Origin of the sequence: Mesorhizobium ciceri WSM4083, assembly GCF_000519305.1 — a bacterium.
GTDB lineage: Bacteria > Pseudomonadota > Alphaproteobacteria > Rhizobiales > Rhizobiaceae > Mesorhizobium > Mesorhizobium ciceri_B.
This window is the reverse complement of record NZ_JAFG01000003.1, coordinates 37,143-53,691: the sequence shown is the minus strand read 5'-3', so window position 1 is coordinate 53,691 and position 16,549 is coordinate 37,143. Positions and strand designations below refer to the sequence as shown.

The following is a 16,549-nucleotide window of genomic DNA, read 5'->3' as shown; positions in this document are numbered from 1 at the left end:
TTGGGTTATCGAGTGCCTTCATTCGCCCAATCTTCATGCCCGTGGCGTACCCGGACAATGAACACGTCATCGTCGGCTTCGATCCGGTAGACGACAAGATGGGCTTTGAAAGGATGGATACGCATCGGTGGCGCCAATTCAAGCCGCTCCCGCGCTATTCGGGGACTGGCAGCGATCAGGTCGAAGATTGCGAACAACTCGTCATGATACTGTCTGGCCTGCACAGCGCCGAACAGGCGCACTCCTTGCTCGGCAATACCGACAATGTCCTCTTCCGCAGCTAAAGAAAGGCGAAATCCCACTACCTATTGCCGGATGGCTTTCCAGCGCGTTTAACCGCCTCCGTGAAAAGCGCATCCCTGGATCGATTGCCGATGCCACTCTTCAAGCCATCATCGACAAAGCGCTGCATGGCGGCAATCTTGTCGTTGCGCTCCTGATCCCGACGGATCAAATCGCGCACATAGTCGCTCGCGTTGGCGTAGCGGCCCGTTTCGGTTTGCGCCTCAACCCAATCCTTCATCGTGTTGGGCAATGATACGTTCATTGTTGCCATACTGGCCTCCATATCCCGTCCAGTATGGTCCATTTTGGCAAAGTTTGTCAAAATCTCTTGTGCGGAAATCTCCGGTGCGAAAGCGCGATTGTCTGATCCGCTCCTCCGTCGCCTCGTTTGTTCAAGAGGATCTGGAATAGCGATGACAGCGCTTGCCTTTCGATGCCAGGCCACTGGTTTGGAGGCTACGTCAACCACTCCGCGAGCTTCGCCTTGCGCACATCCCTGAGCAGGCTGATGAAGCCGTCGGCCTGATATTCTGCCGTCAGCCGGCCCTTCTCAGCCGTCGCAATGCTGGCATCGCCGACCACGCCGTTCGGGTTGAGATCGCCAGCGATCCAGGCAAAGGCGTGGGTGCCGGTGTGGCGCAGCAGCGAGAATTCCTTCTCGGCCTTGGCGACGTTGGATACGAAATTGTCGGCCTTGCCCATGTCGACAAGGTCGGGTCGGAAATGCAGCATCAGCGAGGTCTCGACATCGCCGCCATGGATGCCGTGGCGGTCCTCGAGCTCGGTATACATGCCGGCCGGGCGGCCAAAGCGTTGCCAGCTTGTCTTCACCGCCAGCATTTTTTCGCGCACGCGCAATTCGCGCGTGACGATGCCCATGATCTCCTCGTTGCCGCCATGCGAATTGACGACGACCAGCTTGCGCACCCCGGCGCGCGCGATCGACAGCCCGAGTTCGGTCCAGGCTTCGACCAGCGTGGTCGCCGGCAAAGTGAGGGTGCCCGGTGCGTGAAGATGCTCGTTCGACTTGCCCACTGCCTGGACCGGCAGGATGCGGATGTCGAGATCGTCGGGCAGGCGGGAAATCACCGTGTCGAGCATGCCGTTCATGATCGAGGTGTCGGTCGAGACAGGCAGATGCGGGCCATGCTGCTCGATCGCCGCCACCGGCAGCACGGCGATGGTCGCCTCCGGGTCGATCGAGGCGTATTCGGTGGTCCGGTAGTCACCCCACCACACGCGTCTTTTGGGTACGGTCATGTCACGCCTCATCAATGGTCAGGCAGACCTAGCGCGGCAAGCGCGACCTGTCGATCACCCAGCCGCGATGGCTTCGACCTCGACCTTGAATTCGGGCCGGGCAAATCCCGAGACGATCATCAGCGTCGAGGCCGGCGCCGGGCTGGAAAACAGCCGGTCGCGAACGTCCATGTAGGGCCGCAGATGCGCGCGATCGGTGACATAGGCGTTGATGCGCACGATATCCCTGAGACCCAGGCCGGCTTCGCCGAGGATCGCCGCGATGTTTTGAAAGCAGAGCTCGGCCTGCGCACCGGCGTCTTCGGGAATCTGGTCGTCAGCGGTGATGGCGACCTGGCCCGAGCACAGCACCAGCCGTTTGCCGGGCGGCACCTCGACGCCGTGGCTGTAGCGGGCAAAGGGCGGCTTGATCGACTTCGGGGTGAGGAATCTGAACATGGCAATCTCCGGTTTGGCCGTAGCCTAAGGCTTGACCCATTGCACCTTCAAGATGGCGGTGCATGTTGCCCGGGCGATTGTGGACAGCCGTTCAAAAAATAGGCACGATGCCTTTCGTACAGCATGACCCGTCCGCGCTTGGCATGGCAACGTCTTTCAAGCGGGCGGTCCCGGCGCCAGACGCCGGTGGCATGTGTCTTGCTTCTTGAATCTTTGGTGTCGAGCCTGGCGCGTGGCGCGCCGGAGCAAACAAAGGGTGGTGTCGATGTACGGAAGACAGAAGATTTCGGTGGCGGCGGTGGCCCTGCTTGCAGCCAGCACGCTGGGTGCGGCTGCGAATGAGAAAGTCACCTTCGGCACCAACTGGTTGGCCCAGCCGGAGCATGGTGGATATTACCAGTCCGTGGCGGACGGCACCTACGCCGCCTGCGGCCTCGACGTCACCATCATGCAGGGCGGTCCGCAGGTCAGCGGCCGACCGCTGCTGCTGGCCGGCAAGATCGATTTCTACATGGGCGGCAATCTGCTGTCGGCCTTCGATGCCGTCCAGCAAGGCATTCCGATGCGCGTGGTGGCGGCGGACTTCCAGAAGGACCCGCAGGTCATCATGTCCCACCCCGGCGAAGGGCTCGACAAATGGGAGGACCTGAAGAACGCCGACCAGTACATATTGGGCGACGAGGGCGTGCAGACCTTCTTCCAGTGGATGGTCATCGAACTCGGCTTCGACGCTTCCAAGCGCGCGCCCTACACCTACAACACCGCTCCCTTCATCGCCAACAAGAAGTCGATCCAGCAGGGCTACGTCACCTCAGAGCCGTTCGCGGTCAAGAAGGAAGGCGGCTTCGTGCCGAACCAATTCCTGCTCGCCGACTATGGCTGGGACACCTATTCGACGACGATCGAGGTGATGCAGGATACGATCGACAAGAAGCCGGAGGTGGTCCAGTGCTTCGTCGATGGCTCGGCCAAGGGCTGGTACAAATATCTCTACGGCGACAACAAGGCCGCCAACGACATGATCAAGAAAGACAATCCCGACATGAGCGACGAGCAGATCGCGTTCTCGATCGAGCAGATGAAGAAGTTCGGCCTGGCCGATTCCGGTGACACGGAAAAGCTCGGCATCGGCGCCATGACCGACGAGCGGATCAAGAGTTTCTACGACAAGATGGTCAAGGCCAAGGTCACACCCGACGGCATCGACATCAAGAAGGCCTACACGCTGACCTTCATCAACAAGGGCGTCGGGCTCGAGCTGAAGAAATAGGCCGGTCCCGGCATGATAAGGGAAAAGGTGGCGCAAGCGCCGGCCTCGGACGTTGCATCGACATTGCTGGCGCTGAGGGGTGTCGGCAAGGTCTTCTCCAACGGCGTGACGGCGCTGAGCGACGTCGACCTGACGATCCGGGAAGGCGATTTCCTCAGCCTGCTCGGGCCGTCGGGGTGCGGCAAGTCGACGGCGCTGAGGCTGATCGCCGGCCTGTCGACGCCGACCTCCGGCGTGCTCGACTGGCGCGGCGGCGGCTCAGCTGACCGCTCGAACATCGGCTTCGTCTTCCAGGAGCCGACGCTGCTGCCCTGGGCCAACGTTTTCGACAATGTCTGGTTGCCGCTTCGGCTGAAAGGCATTTCGCGTGCCAAGGCGACACCGGCGATCACGGAAATGCTGGCGCGGGTGCATCTGACCGGTTTCGAAGACGCGGTGCCGCGCGAACTGTCCGGCGGCATGAAGATGCGCGTCTCGATCGCACGCGCCATGGTGACCAAACCGCGCGTGCTGTTGATGGACGAACCGTTCGCCGCACTCGACGAGATCACCCGCTTCAAGCTCAACAACGATCTCCTGGAACTGTGGCAGGACGAGCGCTTCACCGTCGTCTTCGTCACCCACAGCGTCTTTGAAAGCGTGTTCCTGTCCAACCGCGTCGTCGTCATGGCGGCGCGGCCGGGCCGGGTGTTCGACGAACTCGCCATCGAGGCCTCCTATCCGCGCGACGAGGCGTTTCGCACCTCGCCCGACTATGCGGCGCTGTGCCGTCAGGCTTCCGACGTGCTGGTCAAGGCCATCAATTCAACAGCAGGCGCGCATCATGACGGCCATTGACGAGCGCGTGCTCGAACTCGACCCCGAGGAAGCGCGCCGCGTGCGCCAGGAGCGATTCGAACGGATCGGCCGCTGGGTGCTGCCGCTGGCGATCATGATCCTGGCGATCTGGGTTTGGGATCGTATCTGTGTGTGGAACGAGATCCCGCAATACATCCTGCCGCGCCCGGGTGTGGTGCTGTGGACGCTCTACAACGATGCCGGCCTGCTGTTCTCCTCGCTGCTGGTGACCTTGCGCATCACCTTCCTCAGCCTGGCTCTGGCCGTCATCGGCGGGGTCGGGCTGGCGGTGCTGTTCGCGCAGTCGAAATGGGTCGAGATGTCGTTCTTCCCGTTCGCCATCGTGCTGCAGGTGACGCCGATCGTGGCGATCTTTCCGCTGATCAACATCTATGTGAACGACCAGACGACCAAGCTTCTGCTGTGCGCCTGGATCGTCGCCTTCTTTCCGATCCTGTCCAACACCACGCTTGGCCTCAACTCCGTCGACCGCAATCTGCGCGACATGTTCAAGCTCAATGGCGCAACGCGCTGGCAGCAATTGCGCTATCTCAGGCTGCCGGCGGCGATGCCCTATTTCCTCGGCGGGTTGAAGATCGCCGGCGGCCTGTCGCTGATCGGCGCGGTGGTGGCCGAGTTCGTCGCCGGTACCACCGGCCAGTCGTCCGGCCTTGCCTCGCGCATCATCGAGGCCGGCTACCGGCTCAACGCGCCGCGGCTGTTCGCGGCGCTGTTCCTGATCTCGCTGACCGGCATCCTGATCTTCCTCGTGCTGTCGCTGATTTCGCATCTCATTTTGCGGCGCTGGCACGAAAGCGCGCTGAAGCAGGAGCGCTAGGCCCTTGATTCCCAACACAGGTTCATACCGGCTTACCAACGTCAGGCTTCACGCGTCCCTGACACCGGGGCTCGCTGCTGTCCCCGACAGCGATGGCTTCGCGCTTGCCGACGTCACTGTCGCTGACGGCAAGATTTCAGCCATCACCGCGCATGCGCGTGCAGCAGTCCCGGCGGACGCCGTCAACTTTGGCGCCCGCGTCTTGCTGCCATGCTTCGTCGACTGCCACACGCATATCGACAAGGGCCATATCTGGCCGCGAAAACCCAATCCCGACGGCACGTTCATGGGCGCGCTGAATGCCGCCGGTGCCGATCGTGTGGCACGCTGGAGCGCCGAGGATTTGGCGCGGCGGATGGATTTCTCGCTGCGCTGCGCCTACGCCCATGGCACAAGGGCGCTGCGCACCCACATCGACAGCGTCGCGCCGCAGGAGGAAATCTCCTGGCCGGTGTTCGAGGCGATGCGCGAGGCATGGCGCGGCCGTATCGAGTTGCAGGGCGCCTGTTTGCTCGGCATCGAAGGCGTGCGTGACAAAAAGTGGTTCGACAGGCTGGCCAAAAGGGTTGCCGCGGCAAAGGGCGTGCTCGGTGTCGTCACCTATATGGTGCCGGACCTCGAAGAACTGCTCGACCATGTCTTCGCGCAAGCCATCAAGCATGGCCTCGATCTCGATTTCCATGCCGACGAGACCGATGATATCTCCGCCATTTCGCTGAAGAAGATCGCCGAGGCCGCTCTCTGGAACGGTTTCGAAGGCAACATCCTCGTCGGTCATTGCTGCTCGCTGGCGCGCCAGCCGGACCTCGATGTGCTCGACACGCTGGACAAGGTGGCGAAGGCCGGGCTCGCCGTCGTCTCGCTGCCGATGTGCAATCTCTATCTGCAGGACCGGCGCGCTGACCAAACCACGCCGCGCTGGCGCGGCGTGACGCTGCTGCACGAGATGAGGGCGAGGGGCATTCCGGTGGCGGTCGCTTCCGACAACACGCGTGATCCCTTCTACGCCTATGGCGATCTCGACATGCTGGAGGTCTACCGCATGGCGACGCGCATCCTGCATTTCGATCATCCGGTTGCCGACTGGCCGCAAACGGTCACCGCGACGCCCGCCAAGGTGATGCGGCTCGACGGCTTCGGCACGCTGGCTGCCGGCGGCGATGCCGATTTCATCCTGTTCAAAGGCCGAAGCTGGACGGAATTGCTGTCGCGGCCCGAATCGGATCGCATCGTCGTGCGCGGCGGCAAGGCGATCGACCGGCAATTGCCGGACTACGCCGAACTCGACGAATTGATGGTGGAATGATGGATTTTTCGGCGCTCAAACGCGATCTCGAAGGCCTGAAGGTCGACGACAATCCGGCCATCGTCCAGCAGAAGAGCCGCGACTTCTACTGGTACAGCCCGGTGCTGAAGCAGCAGTTGGACCATGTCACCGGCGACCTGATCGTGACGCCGAAGAACGAGGCCGAACTGATCAGCGTGCTTGCCGCCTGTCACCGCCGTGGCGTGCCGGTGACGCCGCGCGGCAGCGGCACCGGCAATTACGGCCAGGCGATGCCGCTCTCCGGCGGCGTCGTGCTCAACCTTGCCGAGATGAACGAGATCAAGTCGATCGCGCCAGGTCGCGTGGTGACCGGGCCGGGGGCCATCCTGGCCGATATCGACAAGGCAACGCGGGCGCATTCCGGGCAGGAACTCCGGCTGTCGCCTTCCACCTACAACACCGCTTCGATCGGCGGCTTCATCGCCGGCGGTTCGGGCGGCGTCGGCTCGATCAATTTCGGCGGGTTGCGCGATTTCGGCAATGTGCTGCGCCTGCGTGTGGTGACCATGGAGGCCGAACCGAAAGCGCTCGAACTCACCGGCGAGGATCTGCACAAGGTCACCCACGCCTATGGCACCAACGGCATCATATCGGAGGTCGAGATGCCGCTGACCGCGGCCTATGAATGGATCGACGTCATCGTCGGCTTCGACGCTTTCATGGATGTCGCCCGGTATGGCAATGCGCTGGCCTGCCAGGACGGTATTTTGACCAAGCTGATCACGCCGATAGCCGCACCCGTGCCGCAGCTCTATTTCAAGCGGCACCAGAAATTCCTGACGGAGGGGCAGAGCATCTGCGTCGTCATGGTGGCGCAACATGGGCTCGATGCTTTCCTGGCCTTCACCCGCCGTGCCGGCGGCGAGGTGATCTACAATGCGGTAACCGCGACGCCGGACGAGAAAAAGGGCCTGCCGCCGGCCTATGAATTGGCCTGGAACCATACGACGCTGAGGGCGCTGCGCGTTGATCCTTCGATTACCTATCTGCAGTCGCTCTATCCCTTTCCCAACCAACTGGCGCTGGTCGAGAGGATGGACGCGATGTTTCCGGGCGAGGTTTTTTCGCATCTGGAATTCGTGCGGCTGGACGGCAACATCACCTGCTTCGGCCTGCCGCTGGTCAAGTTCACCACCGAAGCGCGGCTCGACGAGATCGTGCGCCTGCATGAGGAGAATGGCTGCCCGATCTTCAACCCGCATCGCTACACGCTGGAAGAGGGCGGCATGAAGCAGACCGACGCGGTGCAGCTCGCTTTCAAGCGCGAGACCGATCCGCAGGGCCTGCTCAACCCCGGCAAGATGATTGCCTGGGAAAATCCGGACTATGATTATCGTTCGGGCCGGACTTTTTTGTTCAAGGGGTTGCAGAAGGTGGGATGATGAACATCCTCGTCCTCTACGCCCATCCGGTCGAGACCAGCTTCAATGCCGGCCTGCACCGGATGATCGTCGAGCGGTTGAGGGCAGCGGGCCATGCGGTCGATGATTGCGATCTCCATGCCGAGGATTTCGATCCGCGGCTGACGCGCCAGGAACGACTGGACTATCACAACCAGCGCGGCCCCGCCGATGCTGTCGCGCCTTATGTCGAACGCCTGCTGCGAGCCGATGCGCTGGTGCTTTCCTATCCGGTCTGGAACTATGGCTTTCCAGCGATACTGAAAGGCTTTTTCGATCGCGTCTTCCTGCCCGGCGTGTCGTTCAAATTGGTCGACGGCAAGGCGCAGCCGTCGCTGCACAACATTCGTAAGGTTGCGGCGGTGACCACCTATGGCGGCAGCCGATTCCGCGCCATGCTGATGGGCGATCCGCCACGCAAACTGATCAAGCGCATGCTGCGCGCCACCGTAAAGCCGGGCGCGCCGGTGAGCTACCTTGCGCACTACGCGATGAACCTGTCGACCGACCACAGCCGCAAGACCTTCATGGCCAAGGTCGCGGCCAGCATGGATGCCTTCTGATGCGCGCGCTGGTGGTCTACTGCCATCCGGTGCCGGACAGCTTCTGTGCGGCAATTCGCGACACCGCCATCGACGTGCTGATGCGGCGAGGCTGGGAGGTGCGGCTGCTCGACCTCTATGCCGAGAAATTCGACCCGGTGATGGGCTGCGACGAGCGGCGCTCCTACAATGACCAGGCGCCGCAGGACCCGGCACTGAAGCCGCATTTCGAACTGCTCAACTGGGCCGAAGCGATCTTGTTCGTCTATCCGACCTGGTGGTACGGGCTGCCGGCGATGCTGAAGGGCTGGCTCGACCGGGTGTGGGCGACGGACGTCGCCTTCAAGCTGCCGGCGGGCAAGGGCCGGATCAAGTCGCTGATGACGCATGTGACCAAGGTCGGCGTCATCACAACCTGCGGCGCGCCGACCTGGTGGAGCGTCGTCGTCGGCCAGCCGGGACGCAAGACCCTGCTGCGCGGCATGCGGGCGCTGTGCGCGACACGCTGCCGGACGTTTTTCCTGGCGCACTATTTGATGGATGCCTCGACGCCGGCAACGCGGGCGGCGTTTCTGGCGAAGGTGCGGGGGAAGTTGGAGCGGTTTTAGGGAATTAGCCTCCTTCTCTCCGTGAAACGGGGAGAAGATGCCGGCAGGCAGATGAGGGGCAGCACGAACATTGCAGAGGTTGGCGCCGCCCCTCATCCGGCCCTTCGGGCCCACCTTCTCCCCGTAAACGGGGCGAAGGAAGAGGCACTACATCCTCGTCCGCTCCGATTTCGGATCGTACATCGGCTTCAGCGACGCTTCCGCCGCAAAGCGCTCGCCGGCGATCTCGATTTCGTAGGTTGAGGCCAGCACGTCGGCCTCGCTCTCGCCCTCGCATGGCACATAGCCTAGCCCGACCGCGCCGCCGAGATGATGGCCGTAATTGCCTGAAGTGATCGGGCCGACGATCTTGCCGTCGCGCAGGATCGCTTCGTTGTGGAAGAGCAGGGGCTCTGGATCCTTCAGCCGGAACTGGACCAGTCGGCGGTTCAATCCAGCTTCCTTCTTGCGCAGCACGGCATCGCGGCCGATGAAGTCGCCCTTGGCGGTCTTCACCGCGAAGCCGAGGCCGGCTTCCAGCACATTGTCCTCGTCGGTGATGTCGTGGCCGAAATGGCGGAAGGCTTTTTCGATGCGGCAGGAATCCAGCGTATGGAGGCCGCAAAGCTTCAGGCCGACATCAGCGCCGGCTTTGTCGATTGCCTCGAAGACATGGGCCGCCTGATCGGTCGAGACATAGAGTTCCCAGCCGAGTTCGCCGACATAGGTGACGCGGTGGGCGCGGGCCAGGCCCATGCCGATCTCGATCTCCTGGAACGTGCCGAACGGATTTTTCTCATTGGAGAAATCGTTGGGGCTGACCTTCTGGATCAGCTTTCTGGCGTCCGGGCCCATCAGGCAGAGCACGCTTTCGGCCGCCGTCACGTCGGTGATGACGACGAACTCGTCGGTCAGATGCCGGCGCAGCCAAGCCAGATCGCGCTGCAGCGTGGCGCCGGGGACGACGAGGAAGTAGGCGGTTTCCGACAGGCGCGAGACGGTCAGGTCGCTCTCGATGCCGCCGCGATTGTTGAGCATCTGGGTGTAGACGATCTTGCCCGGCGCCACGTCCATGTCGTTGGCGCACAGTCTTTGCAGGAAAGCACAGGCGTCGCGGCCCTCGACACGGATCTTGCCGAACGAGGTCATGTCGAACAGACCGACGCCGTTCCTGACCGCCAGATGCTCCTCGCGCTGGTTGTCGAACCAGTTCTGGCGCTTCCAGGAATAGCGGTATTCGCGCTCCTGGCCCTCGCGTGCGAACCAATTGGCGCGCTCCCAACCGGCGACTTCGCCGAAAACGGCGCCGCGCGCCTTCAGATGCTCGTGCAGCGGCGAACGCCTGACATTCCTCGAGGTCGCCATCTGGCGGTAGGGGAAATGGTCGGCATAGAGCAGGCCGAGCGTTTCGGAGACGCGCTCCTTGAGGTAGCGGCGGTTCTTCTGGAACGGCTGTGCGCGGCGGATGTCGACTTCCCACAGGTCGAAGGGGGCTTCGCCGTCATTGATCCACTGCGCCAGCGCCATGCCGGCGCCGCCGGAGGAGACGATGCCGATCGAATTGTAGCCGGTCGCCATCCAGTAGCCGGCCAGCTCCGGCGCCTCGCCGAGATAGTAGCGGTCGTCGGGCGTAAAACTTTCCGGACCGTTGAAGAAGGTGTGGATGCCGGCGGTCGCCAGCATCGGCATGCGGTTGACGCCCATTTCGAGGATCGGCTCGAAATGCTCCATGTCCTCCGGCAGTTGGTCGAAGCAGAAATCCTCGCTTATGCCGTCCATGCCCCACGGCTTGGCCACCGGCTCGAAGGCGCCCAGCATCATCTTGCCGGCGTCTTCCTTGTAGTAGGCGCACTCATCGGGCACGCGCAGCACCGGCAGACGGGTGAGGCCGGGGATCGGTTCGGTGACGAGGTAAAAATGCTCGCAGGCATGCAGCGGTATGGTGACGCCGTTCTGCGCGCCCAGTTCGCGTGCCCACATGCCGGCGCAGTTGACGACGACGTCGGCTTCGATCGTGCCTTGCTCTTCGCCTTGTGCCCAGGACACGCCGGTGACGCGGCCGGCCTTGCTGTGGACCTTGGTGACCTTTACGTTCTCGACGATGGTGGCGCCGCGCTGGCGCGCGCCCTTGGCGAGCGCCATGGCGATGTTGGCGGGGTCGCACTGGCCGTCGAGCGGCAGATGCACGGCGCCGACGACATCGGAAACATTGAGATGCGGGTACATCTCGCTGACTTCCCTGGGCGAAATCTCGCGGACATCGACATCGAAGGCACGCGCCAGCGACGCTTGCCTGTAGATCTCGTGCTTGCGCTCCTCGGTCAGTGCCACGGTGATCGAACCGACCTGGCGCATGCCGGTGCCGACCTCCGTCTCGGCTTCCAGCTTGACGTAGAGGTCGGCGGAATATTTGGCCAGCCGTGTCATGTTCTGCGAACCGCGCAACTGGCCGATCAGGCCGGCGGCGTGCCATGTCGTGCCCGACGTCAGCTGTTTGCGTTCGAGAAGCACGATATCGGTCCAGCCAAGCTTGGCCAGGTGATAGGCGACCGAACAGCCGGAAACGCCGCCGCCGATGATGACCGCCCTTGCTTTGACGGGAACTGCCTTGGCGGTCATGCTGCCTCGCGACGGTAGCTGGAAGCAAAGCGGCGCAGACGAAGTGCAGCTTCCTGCAGCACGGGTTCGGGCTGGCAGAGACTGATGCGAATGTGGCCGGCGGCCGCCTCGCCGAAGCTGGAGCCGGGCATGACGCCGACCTTTTCCTTGTCGAGCAGGGCCCAGGCGAATTTCTCGTCGTCGGGTTCGACGGCCGAGATATCGAGCATGACATACATGCCGCCCTCCGAACCGCGCACGGTGACGTCGTTCATGCCCCGCACGGCGTCGAGCAGGACGGTGCGGCGTGCCGCGTAACGTTCGGCGATCTCCTTGACGCCGTAACGGTTCTCCAGCGCCTCGGAACAGGCGATCGAGATGAAGGCCGGCAGGCCATAGGTCGTCACCAGATTGAGATTGATCATGAGCGTGATCATCTCCTCCGGTCCCGTCAGCCAGCCCATGCGCCAGCCGGTCATGCCGTGGCTTTTGGACATCGAATTGATGACCAGCGTGCGCTCGGCCATCCCTGGCAGCGAGCGCGGCGAGACGTGCTCGCCGCCGCCGAGCGTCCAGTAGACTTCGTCCGACAGCAGCCAGAGGTCGTGCTCCCGGCAGACTTCTGCCAACTGCTCCAGCCGCTCGCGCGAATAGACCGCACCGGTCGGATTGTTCGGCGTGTTGATCAGGATGGCGCGCGTGTTCGGTCGGATTGCCGCGCGGATCATGTCGGCACGTGGCTGGAAGCCATCCTCGGCCGGTGTCTCGACGACGGTGAAATCAGCGCCTGCGGCGCTGAACGTGTTGGGATAGGTGGCATAATAGGGCGCCACGACGATGGCGTGGTCGCCCTGGTCGAGCACGCCCTGCACGGCCGCGTAGAGTGCGGCCTGGCCGCCCGGCGTGGCGATCACCTGATCCGGCGACGTCTCGACGCCGGTGCAGGCGCTCGAAGCTGCCGCCATCGCCTTGCGCAGGCGCGGCAGGCCGGGAAGCGGGGTGTAGTGATGATTGCTGCCGCGAACCGCGGTCACACAGGCTTCGATCGTCTGCGAAGGCGTATCGAAATCATGATCGCCGACCGACAGCATGATGATGTCTTCGCCGGCCTCCTTGCGCGTCCAGGCGGCGAAATGGACTTCCCAGCCGTCCTTGCCCGAAGGCACGATGCCGGAAATGCGCGATGATGGTCTAGGCATGCAAAACTCCCGAAATTTCGTAGCCGGCCTGTTCGAGCCGGTCGCGCAGAGCGGCGATGTGCGGAGGTCCGACTTCGCAGCAGCCGCCAACGATGCTTGCCCCAGCCTCCACCCAGCCGATCGCCTGGTCGGCATAGGCATCCGGGCCAAGGTCGTGACGAGCATGCAGCACATCGACGGTGCCGCCGTGCTTGAGTGCTTCGGTTGAGGTGAAGCCATTGGCGTAGGCGCCGACCGGGCCGCCGAGGTCGATCAGTTCAGGCAAAGCCGCCGCGATTGCTTCCGGTCGGCAGCAATTGACCAGCCGCGCGGCGACTGCCAGGCCGTCGAGCGCGCTTGCCGCGGTGGCTATTGCTTCGCCGCTGCGCAGCCGCGGCTTGCCGTGGTCGGCCAGCGTCCACGACACCCATACCGGCTTGCCGCTTTCCGATGCCGCGGTGACCGCCGCGCGGGCTTCGTCCGCCGACGCCATGGTTTCACACAGGAACAGGTCGACGCCATCGGCCTGCTCGGCAACGATGCGGCGGTAGATATCGAGCGTCTCTTCGAAGGAAATGGTCAGCGCAGGTGCATAGCTGCCGAAAAGCGGCGACAGGCAGCCGGCGATGGCTGCATCGCCGGCCTCGTCGCGGGCCTGCCTGGCCAATTCGATGCCGCGCTTCTGCAACGGCTTGAAGAGGTCTTCCGCACCCTCGCGCGCCAGGCGTTCGGGTGTCGCAGAATAGGTGTTGATGGTGATGATTCGTGCGCCGGCACGGATGAATTCCGCGTGCAGGTCGCGCACCAGATCCGGTTCGTCGATCAGCACCCTGGCCGACCATAGCGGCGTCGGCTCTGATTGGCTGCGGCGGACCAGTTCCTGGCCCATGCCGCCATCGGTGAGGATGATTTTCTTCATGCGCGCAGTCTTTCGTTCTTCGGATCCCACAGCGGTTCATCCTTCTGCACGATCGCCTGAAAGCGGTCACCGAAAATTTCGACCTCGACTGATGTACCTGGCTCGGCCAGATCGGCGCGCAGCATGCCGAGCGCGATCGATTTGTCGACCCGATGACCCCAGCCGCCTGAGGTCGTCTCGCCGACGATCTTGCCGTCATGCCACAGCGTCGACACCGAAGGGGCGTCGCAGTCGCCCGGGTTCTCTATAACCAGCGTGACGAAGCGCTTCTTCACGCCTTGCTGCTTTTCGTTCTGGAGTGCAGCCTTGCCACGGAAATCGGGCTTGTCCCATTTGACGAAGCGCTCCAGCCCGCCCTGCAGGATCGAATAGTCGGTCGACAGGTCGCCCTTCCAGGTGCGGTAGCCTTTTTCAAGCCTGAGTGAATCCAACGCATACATGCCGAACGGCTTCAGCCCATGTTGCTGGCCTGCCGCGCAGACGGCGTCGAAGATGGCTGATGTGTCGTCCACCCTGGTGTGGATTTCCCAGCCGAGTTCGCCGGCGAAGGAGACGCGCACGAGTTTGGCCCAGCGACCGGCGATCTTTGTCTCCTGATGCGTCAGCCATGGCAGAGTGAGGTCGGCCTCGCAGACATCGGCGAGGATTTTTCGCGAGTTGGGGCCGGCCAGGATCTGGGTCGAGAATTCCTCGGTCCGGTCGATCAGCTTGAACGGTGCGTCCTTGGGCATGCGCGATTTCAGCCATTCGAAATCATGCCACTGCGCGACCGCCGCGGTGATAAGCGTCATCAGGTTCTCGTCGTGACGCACGACGGACATTTCGGTGACGATGCGGCCCTTGTCGTCGGCGAAATAGACGAGACCGATGCGGCCTGGCTTCGGCACCAGCCCGGTGACCTGCAGGCTCAGCCATTCGGCGGCACCGGGACCGTCGAGGTTGAAGCGCGAGAAGCCCGGCAGGTCCAAAATGCCGGCGGCATCGCGCACGGCCAGGCATTCTTCGCGCACACGGTGCTGCCACGGTCCCTCGCGGCGGAATGTCAGCGTCGCTTCCTCGGAGATGTCATCGCCGTCCTGCGCATACCAGGTGGCACGCTCCCAGCCATTATAGGCGTCGAAGCGGCCGCCGAGCGCTTTGATGCGATCGTGGATCGGCGACAGCTTGCGGTCGCGGCCTTCCGGCCAGGCATGGCGCGGGAACTGGATGGCATATTCGTTGCCGTAGATCTCCATGCCCTTGGCGACGCAATAATCCGGCGCCGAGGCATAGGAAGTGAAGCGTCGCGGGTCGCACGACCACATGTCCCATTCGGTCCGGCCCTCGGTCACCCATTCGGCCAGCACCTTGCCGGCGCCGCCACCCTGGGCAATGCCGAAGGTGAAGACGCAGGCCTCGAAGGCATTGGGAACGCCGGGCATCGGGCCGATCAGCGGATTGCCGTCCGGCGTGTAAGGGATCGGCCCGTTGATAACCTTGGACAGGCCGGCGGTGCCAAGGATCGGCACGCGGGCGACGGCGTCGGCCAGATAATGTTCCAGCCGGTCGAGGTCGTCGGGGAACAGCTGGAAGGAAAAATCCTCCGGCATCGGATCGTTGTGGGTGGCCCAATGCGCGCGGCAATTGCGCTCATAGGGGCCGAGATTCATGCCGTTCTTCTCCTGGCGCAGATAGTAGGAGGTGTCGACGTCGCGCAGCAGCGGCAGTTTCTTGCCCTGTTCCTTCGACCATGCCGCCAGTTCGGGAATCTCCTCGAACAATATGTACTGATGGCTCATCACCATCATCGGCACGTCGCGGCCGAACATCCGGCCGACTTCGGCGGCACGGTAGCCGGCGGCATTGACGACGATCTCGCAGCGGATTTCGCCCTGTGCCGTCTCGACCACCCACTCGTCGTTCTCGCGGCGCACGCCTGTGACCGGGCAGAAGCGGATGATCTTCGCGCCCATGTCGCGCGCACCCTTGGCCAGCGCCTGGGTGAGCTGCGCCGGATCGATGTCGCCGTCGCTTGGGTCGTAGAGTGCGCCTTTCAAATCATGCGTCTCGATGAAGGGATAGCGACGCTGGATCTCGTCGACACCGACAATGTCTATGTCCATGCCCTGGTAGAGGCCCATGCCCTTGGCGCGCTGAAATTCCTGCATGCGCTCGACCGAGTGGGCAAGGCGCAGCGAGCCGGTGACATGATAGTTCATGGGATAGTCGACCGCGTCGGCCAGCCCGCGATAAAGCTCGGTCGAATAGCGCTGCATGTTCATCAGCGACCAGGACGAGGAGAAGGTCGGCACGTTGCCGGCGGCATGCCAGGTCGAGCCGGAGGTCAGCTCATTCTTTTCGAGCAGCACGCAGTCGGTCCAGCCCGCCTTGGCAAGATGATAGAGCGCGGAGGTGCCGACGGCGCCGCCTCCGATTATCACCACGCGCGCCGTGCTCGGCAAACCCGCCATGTTCTTCTCCAAACTTGAACTCAATAGACGGGTGGTGAAACCACCCAGATGACAATTGCCGGCTCGGCACCCGGATTGCGCCAGCGGTAGGACTTGCCTTCGAAGCGAAAGGAGTCGCCCTCGCCAAGCCGATGCCAGACACCTCCGATCTCGATGTCGAACAGCCCGGAGGCGACGTATCCAGCTTCCTCGGTCGGCCGCTGCGCCTCGGCCTTCAGTTCCGCGCCCGGCGCGAAGACCGAACGCACCATCTCGAAGCTACCGCCGAGATCGGGCGACAGAAGCTCCTCCACCAGGCCGGATTCGCTTGTGCCAAGCGTGCGGCGCCTGCCGGCGCGCACGACCACGCCGCGCTCGCTTTCGACAGGCACGTCATGGCTGAAGAACAGGCTGATCGGCACGCCGAACAGTTCGGCGAAGGCTCTGAGGTCACCGAGCGAGGGCGTCGACAGGCCGCGCTCGACCTGGCTGACCCAGCCGACCGAACGGCCAAGCTTCAGGCCAATCTCGGCGAGTGTCAGCCCGCGCGCCTTGCGCAGGGCCCTGATATCGCCGGCCAGCACGCGTTCGTCAGGTCCCTGCAATGTTCTTGCGGTAGTCGAAGGCAAAGCGCTCACTTT

At 63.2% G+C, this 16,549-nt stretch carries 16 protein-coding genes; 7 read left to right on the top strand and 9 right to left on the bottom strand.

What is annotated here, in order from left to right:
* Nucleotides 1-5: 5 nt before the first annotated feature.
* The 4 genes from MESCI2_RS1000000136390 to MESCI2_RS0100250 form a co-directional block, all read right to left on the bottom strand.
* Nucleotides 6-302, bottom strand: coding sequence for a type II toxin-antitoxin system RelE/ParE family toxin (locus MESCI2_RS1000000136390; protein WP_081738553.1), 297 nt, complete (start codon nucleotides 300-302; stop codon nucleotides 6-8).
* The gene (locus MESCI2_RS0100260; RefSeq protein WP_027034782.1) at nucleotides 302-556 is read right to left on the bottom strand and encodes a type II toxin-antitoxin system ParD family antitoxin; all 255 of its coding nucleotides are present in this window, start codon (nucleotides 554-556) and stop codon (nucleotides 302-304) included. The genes MESCI2_RS1000000136390 and MESCI2_RS0100260 overlap by 1 nt, the downstream gene beginning before the upstream one ends.
* A 185-nt stretch (nucleotides 557-741) precedes the next feature.
* The gene (locus MESCI2_RS0100255; RefSeq protein ID WP_027034781.1) at nucleotides 742-1,545 is read right to left on the bottom strand and encodes a creatininase family protein; all 804 of its coding nucleotides are present in this window, start codon (nucleotides 1,543-1,545) and stop codon (nucleotides 742-744) included.
* 54 nt (nucleotides 1,546-1,599) lie between these two features.
* Nucleotides 1,600-1,983: a RidA family protein gene (locus tag MESCI2_RS0100250; protein ID WP_027034780.1), complete on the bottom strand. Its 384-nt coding sequence runs from the start codon at nucleotides 1,981-1,983 to the stop codon at nucleotides 1,600-1,602.
* Nucleotides 1,984-2,248: 265 nt separating this feature from the next.
* Here MESCI2_RS0100250 and MESCI2_RS0100245 point away from each other — a divergent pair, with 265 nt between their 5' ends.
* Genes MESCI2_RS0100245 through MESCI2_RS0100215 form a run of 7 tightly spaced genes read left to right on the top strand, consistent with a single transcriptional unit; the run spans nucleotide 2,249 to nucleotide 8,805 of the window.
* Complete coding sequence (locus tag MESCI2_RS0100245; protein ID WP_027034779.1) at nucleotides 2,249-3,253, top strand: ABC transporter substrate-binding protein; 1,005 nt, start codon at nucleotides 2,249-2,251, stop codon at nucleotides 3,251-3,253.
* Nucleotides 3,254-3,265: 12 nt separating this feature from the next.
* Nucleotides 3,266-4,090, top strand: a complete 825-nt coding sequence (locus MESCI2_RS0100240; RefSeq protein WP_027034778.1) for an ABC transporter ATP-binding protein — start codon at nucleotides 3,266-3,268, stop codon at nucleotides 4,088-4,090.
* Nucleotides 4,077-4,928: an ABC transporter permease gene (locus MESCI2_RS0100235; protein ID WP_027034777.1), complete on the top strand. Its 852-nt coding sequence runs from the start codon at nucleotides 4,077-4,079 to the stop codon at nucleotides 4,926-4,928. Before MESCI2_RS0100240 ends, MESCI2_RS0100235 begins: the two co-directional genes overlap by 14 nt.
* A 4-nt stretch (nucleotides 4,929-4,932) precedes the next feature.
* Nucleotides 4,933-6,234, top strand: a complete 1,302-nt coding sequence (locus MESCI2_RS0100230; protein ID WP_027034776.1) for a cytosine deaminase — start codon at nucleotides 4,933-4,935, stop codon at nucleotides 6,232-6,234.
* A complete protein-coding gene (locus tag MESCI2_RS0100225) occupies nucleotides 6,234-7,637 on the top strand; it encodes an FAD-binding oxidoreductase (RefSeq protein WP_027034775.1) in 1,404 nt (467 codons plus the stop codon). The genes MESCI2_RS0100230 and MESCI2_RS0100225 overlap by 1 nt, the downstream gene beginning before the upstream one ends.
* Nucleotides 7,637-8,218, top strand: a complete 582-nt coding sequence (locus MESCI2_RS0100220) for an NAD(P)H-dependent oxidoreductase (protein ID WP_027034774.1) — start codon at nucleotides 7,637-7,639, stop codon at nucleotides 8,216-8,218. Before MESCI2_RS0100225 ends, MESCI2_RS0100220 begins: the two co-directional genes overlap by 1 nt.
* Complete coding sequence (locus MESCI2_RS0100215; protein ID WP_027034773.1) at nucleotides 8,218-8,805, top strand: NAD(P)H-dependent oxidoreductase; 588 nt, start codon at nucleotides 8,218-8,220, stop codon at nucleotides 8,803-8,805. The genes MESCI2_RS0100220 and MESCI2_RS0100215 overlap by 1 nt, the downstream gene beginning before the upstream one ends.
* 147 nt (nucleotides 8,806-8,952) lie before the next feature.
* On the opposite strand, the gene MESCI2_RS0100210 is transcribed toward MESCI2_RS0100215, so the two are convergent.
* Genes MESCI2_RS0100210 through MESCI2_RS0100190 form a run of 5 tightly spaced genes read right to left on the bottom strand, consistent with a single transcriptional unit; the run spans nucleotide 8,953 to nucleotide 16,513 of the window.
* Nucleotides 8,953-11,403, bottom strand: coding sequence for a GcvT family protein (locus MESCI2_RS0100210; RefSeq protein WP_027034772.1), 2,451 nt, complete (start codon nucleotides 11,401-11,403; stop codon nucleotides 8,953-8,955).
* Nucleotides 11,400-12,581: a pyridoxal phosphate-dependent aminotransferase gene (locus tag MESCI2_RS0100205; RefSeq protein WP_027034771.1), complete on the bottom strand. Its 1,182-nt coding sequence runs from the start codon at nucleotides 12,579-12,581 to the stop codon at nucleotides 11,400-11,402. The genes MESCI2_RS0100210 and MESCI2_RS0100205 overlap by 4 nt, the downstream gene beginning before the upstream one ends.
* Nucleotides 12,574-13,479 carry a homocysteine S-methyltransferase family protein gene (locus MESCI2_RS0100200; protein WP_027034770.1) on the bottom strand — a complete coding sequence of 302 codons (906 nt, stop codon included), beginning with the start codon at nucleotides 13,477-13,479 and terminating at the stop codon, nucleotides 12,574-12,576. Before MESCI2_RS0100200 ends, MESCI2_RS0100205 begins: the two co-directional genes overlap by 8 nt.
* The gene (locus MESCI2_RS0100195; RefSeq protein ID WP_027034769.1) at nucleotides 13,476-15,929 is read right to left on the bottom strand and encodes a GcvT family protein; all 2,454 of its coding nucleotides are present in this window, start codon (nucleotides 15,927-15,929) and stop codon (nucleotides 13,476-13,478) included. The genes MESCI2_RS0100200 and MESCI2_RS0100195 overlap by 4 nt, the downstream gene beginning before the upstream one ends.
* Before the next feature lie 20 nt (nucleotides 15,930-15,949).
* Entirely contained in the window at nucleotides 15,950-16,513 is a 564-nt protein-coding gene (locus tag MESCI2_RS0100190) for a helix-turn-helix domain-containing protein (protein ID WP_027034768.1), read from the bottom strand.
* Nucleotides 16,514-16,549: the final 36 nt, after the last annotated feature.

What these genes read in the sequence shown, in the direction of transcription:
- MESCI2_RS0100200 (WP_027034770.1), bottom strand. Translation starts at nt 13,479, where the DNA reads ATGAAGAAAATCATCCTCACCGATGGCGGCATGGGCCAGGAACTGGTC.
- MESCI2_RS0100205 (WP_027034771.1), bottom strand. Translation starts at nt 12,581, where the DNA reads ATGCCTAGACCATCATCGCGCATTTCCGGCATCGTGCCTTCGGGCAAG.
- MESCI2_RS0100220 (WP_027034774.1), top strand. Translation starts at nt 7,637, where the DNA reads ATGAACATCCTCGTCCTCTACGCCCATCCGGTCGAGACCAGCTTCAAT.
- MESCI2_RS0100210 (WP_027034772.1), bottom strand. Translation starts at nt 11,403, where the DNA reads ATGACCGCCAAGGCAGTTCCCGTCAAAGCAAGGGCGGTCATCATCGGC.
- MESCI2_RS0100255 (WP_027034781.1), bottom strand. Translation starts at nt 1,545, where the DNA reads ATGACCGTACCCAAAAGACGCGTGTGGTGGGGTGACTACCGGACCACC.
- MESCI2_RS0100195 (WP_027034769.1), bottom strand. Translation starts at nt 15,929, where the DNA reads ATGGCGGGTTTGCCGAGCACGGCGCGCGTGGTGATAATCGGAGGCGGC.
- MESCI2_RS0100235 (WP_027034777.1), top strand. Translation starts at nt 4,077, where the DNA reads ATGACGGCCATTGACGAGCGCGTGCTCGAACTCGACCCCGAGGAAGCG.
- MESCI2_RS0100225 (WP_027034775.1), top strand. Translation starts at nt 6,234, where the DNA reads ATGGATTTTTCGGCGCTCAAACGCGATCTCGAAGGCCTGAAGGTCGAC.
- MESCI2_RS0100250 (WP_027034780.1), bottom strand. Translation starts at nt 1,983, where the DNA reads ATGTTCAGATTCCTCACCCCGAAGTCGATCAAGCCGCCCTTTGCCCGC.
- MESCI2_RS0100245 (WP_027034779.1), top strand. Translation starts at nt 2,249, where the DNA reads ATGTACGGAAGACAGAAGATTTCGGTGGCGGCGGTGGCCCTGCTTGCA.
- MESCI2_RS0100240 (WP_027034778.1), top strand. Translation starts at nt 3,266, where the DNA reads ATGATAAGGGAAAAGGTGGCGCAAGCGCCGGCCTCGGACGTTGCATCG.
- MESCI2_RS0100215 (WP_027034773.1), top strand. Translation starts at nt 8,218, where the DNA reads ATGCGCGCGCTGGTGGTCTACTGCCATCCGGTGCCGGACAGCTTCTGT.
- MESCI2_RS0100260 (WP_027034782.1), bottom strand. Translation starts at nt 556, where the DNA reads ATGGCAACAATGAACGTATCATTGCCCAACACGATGAAGGATTGGGTT.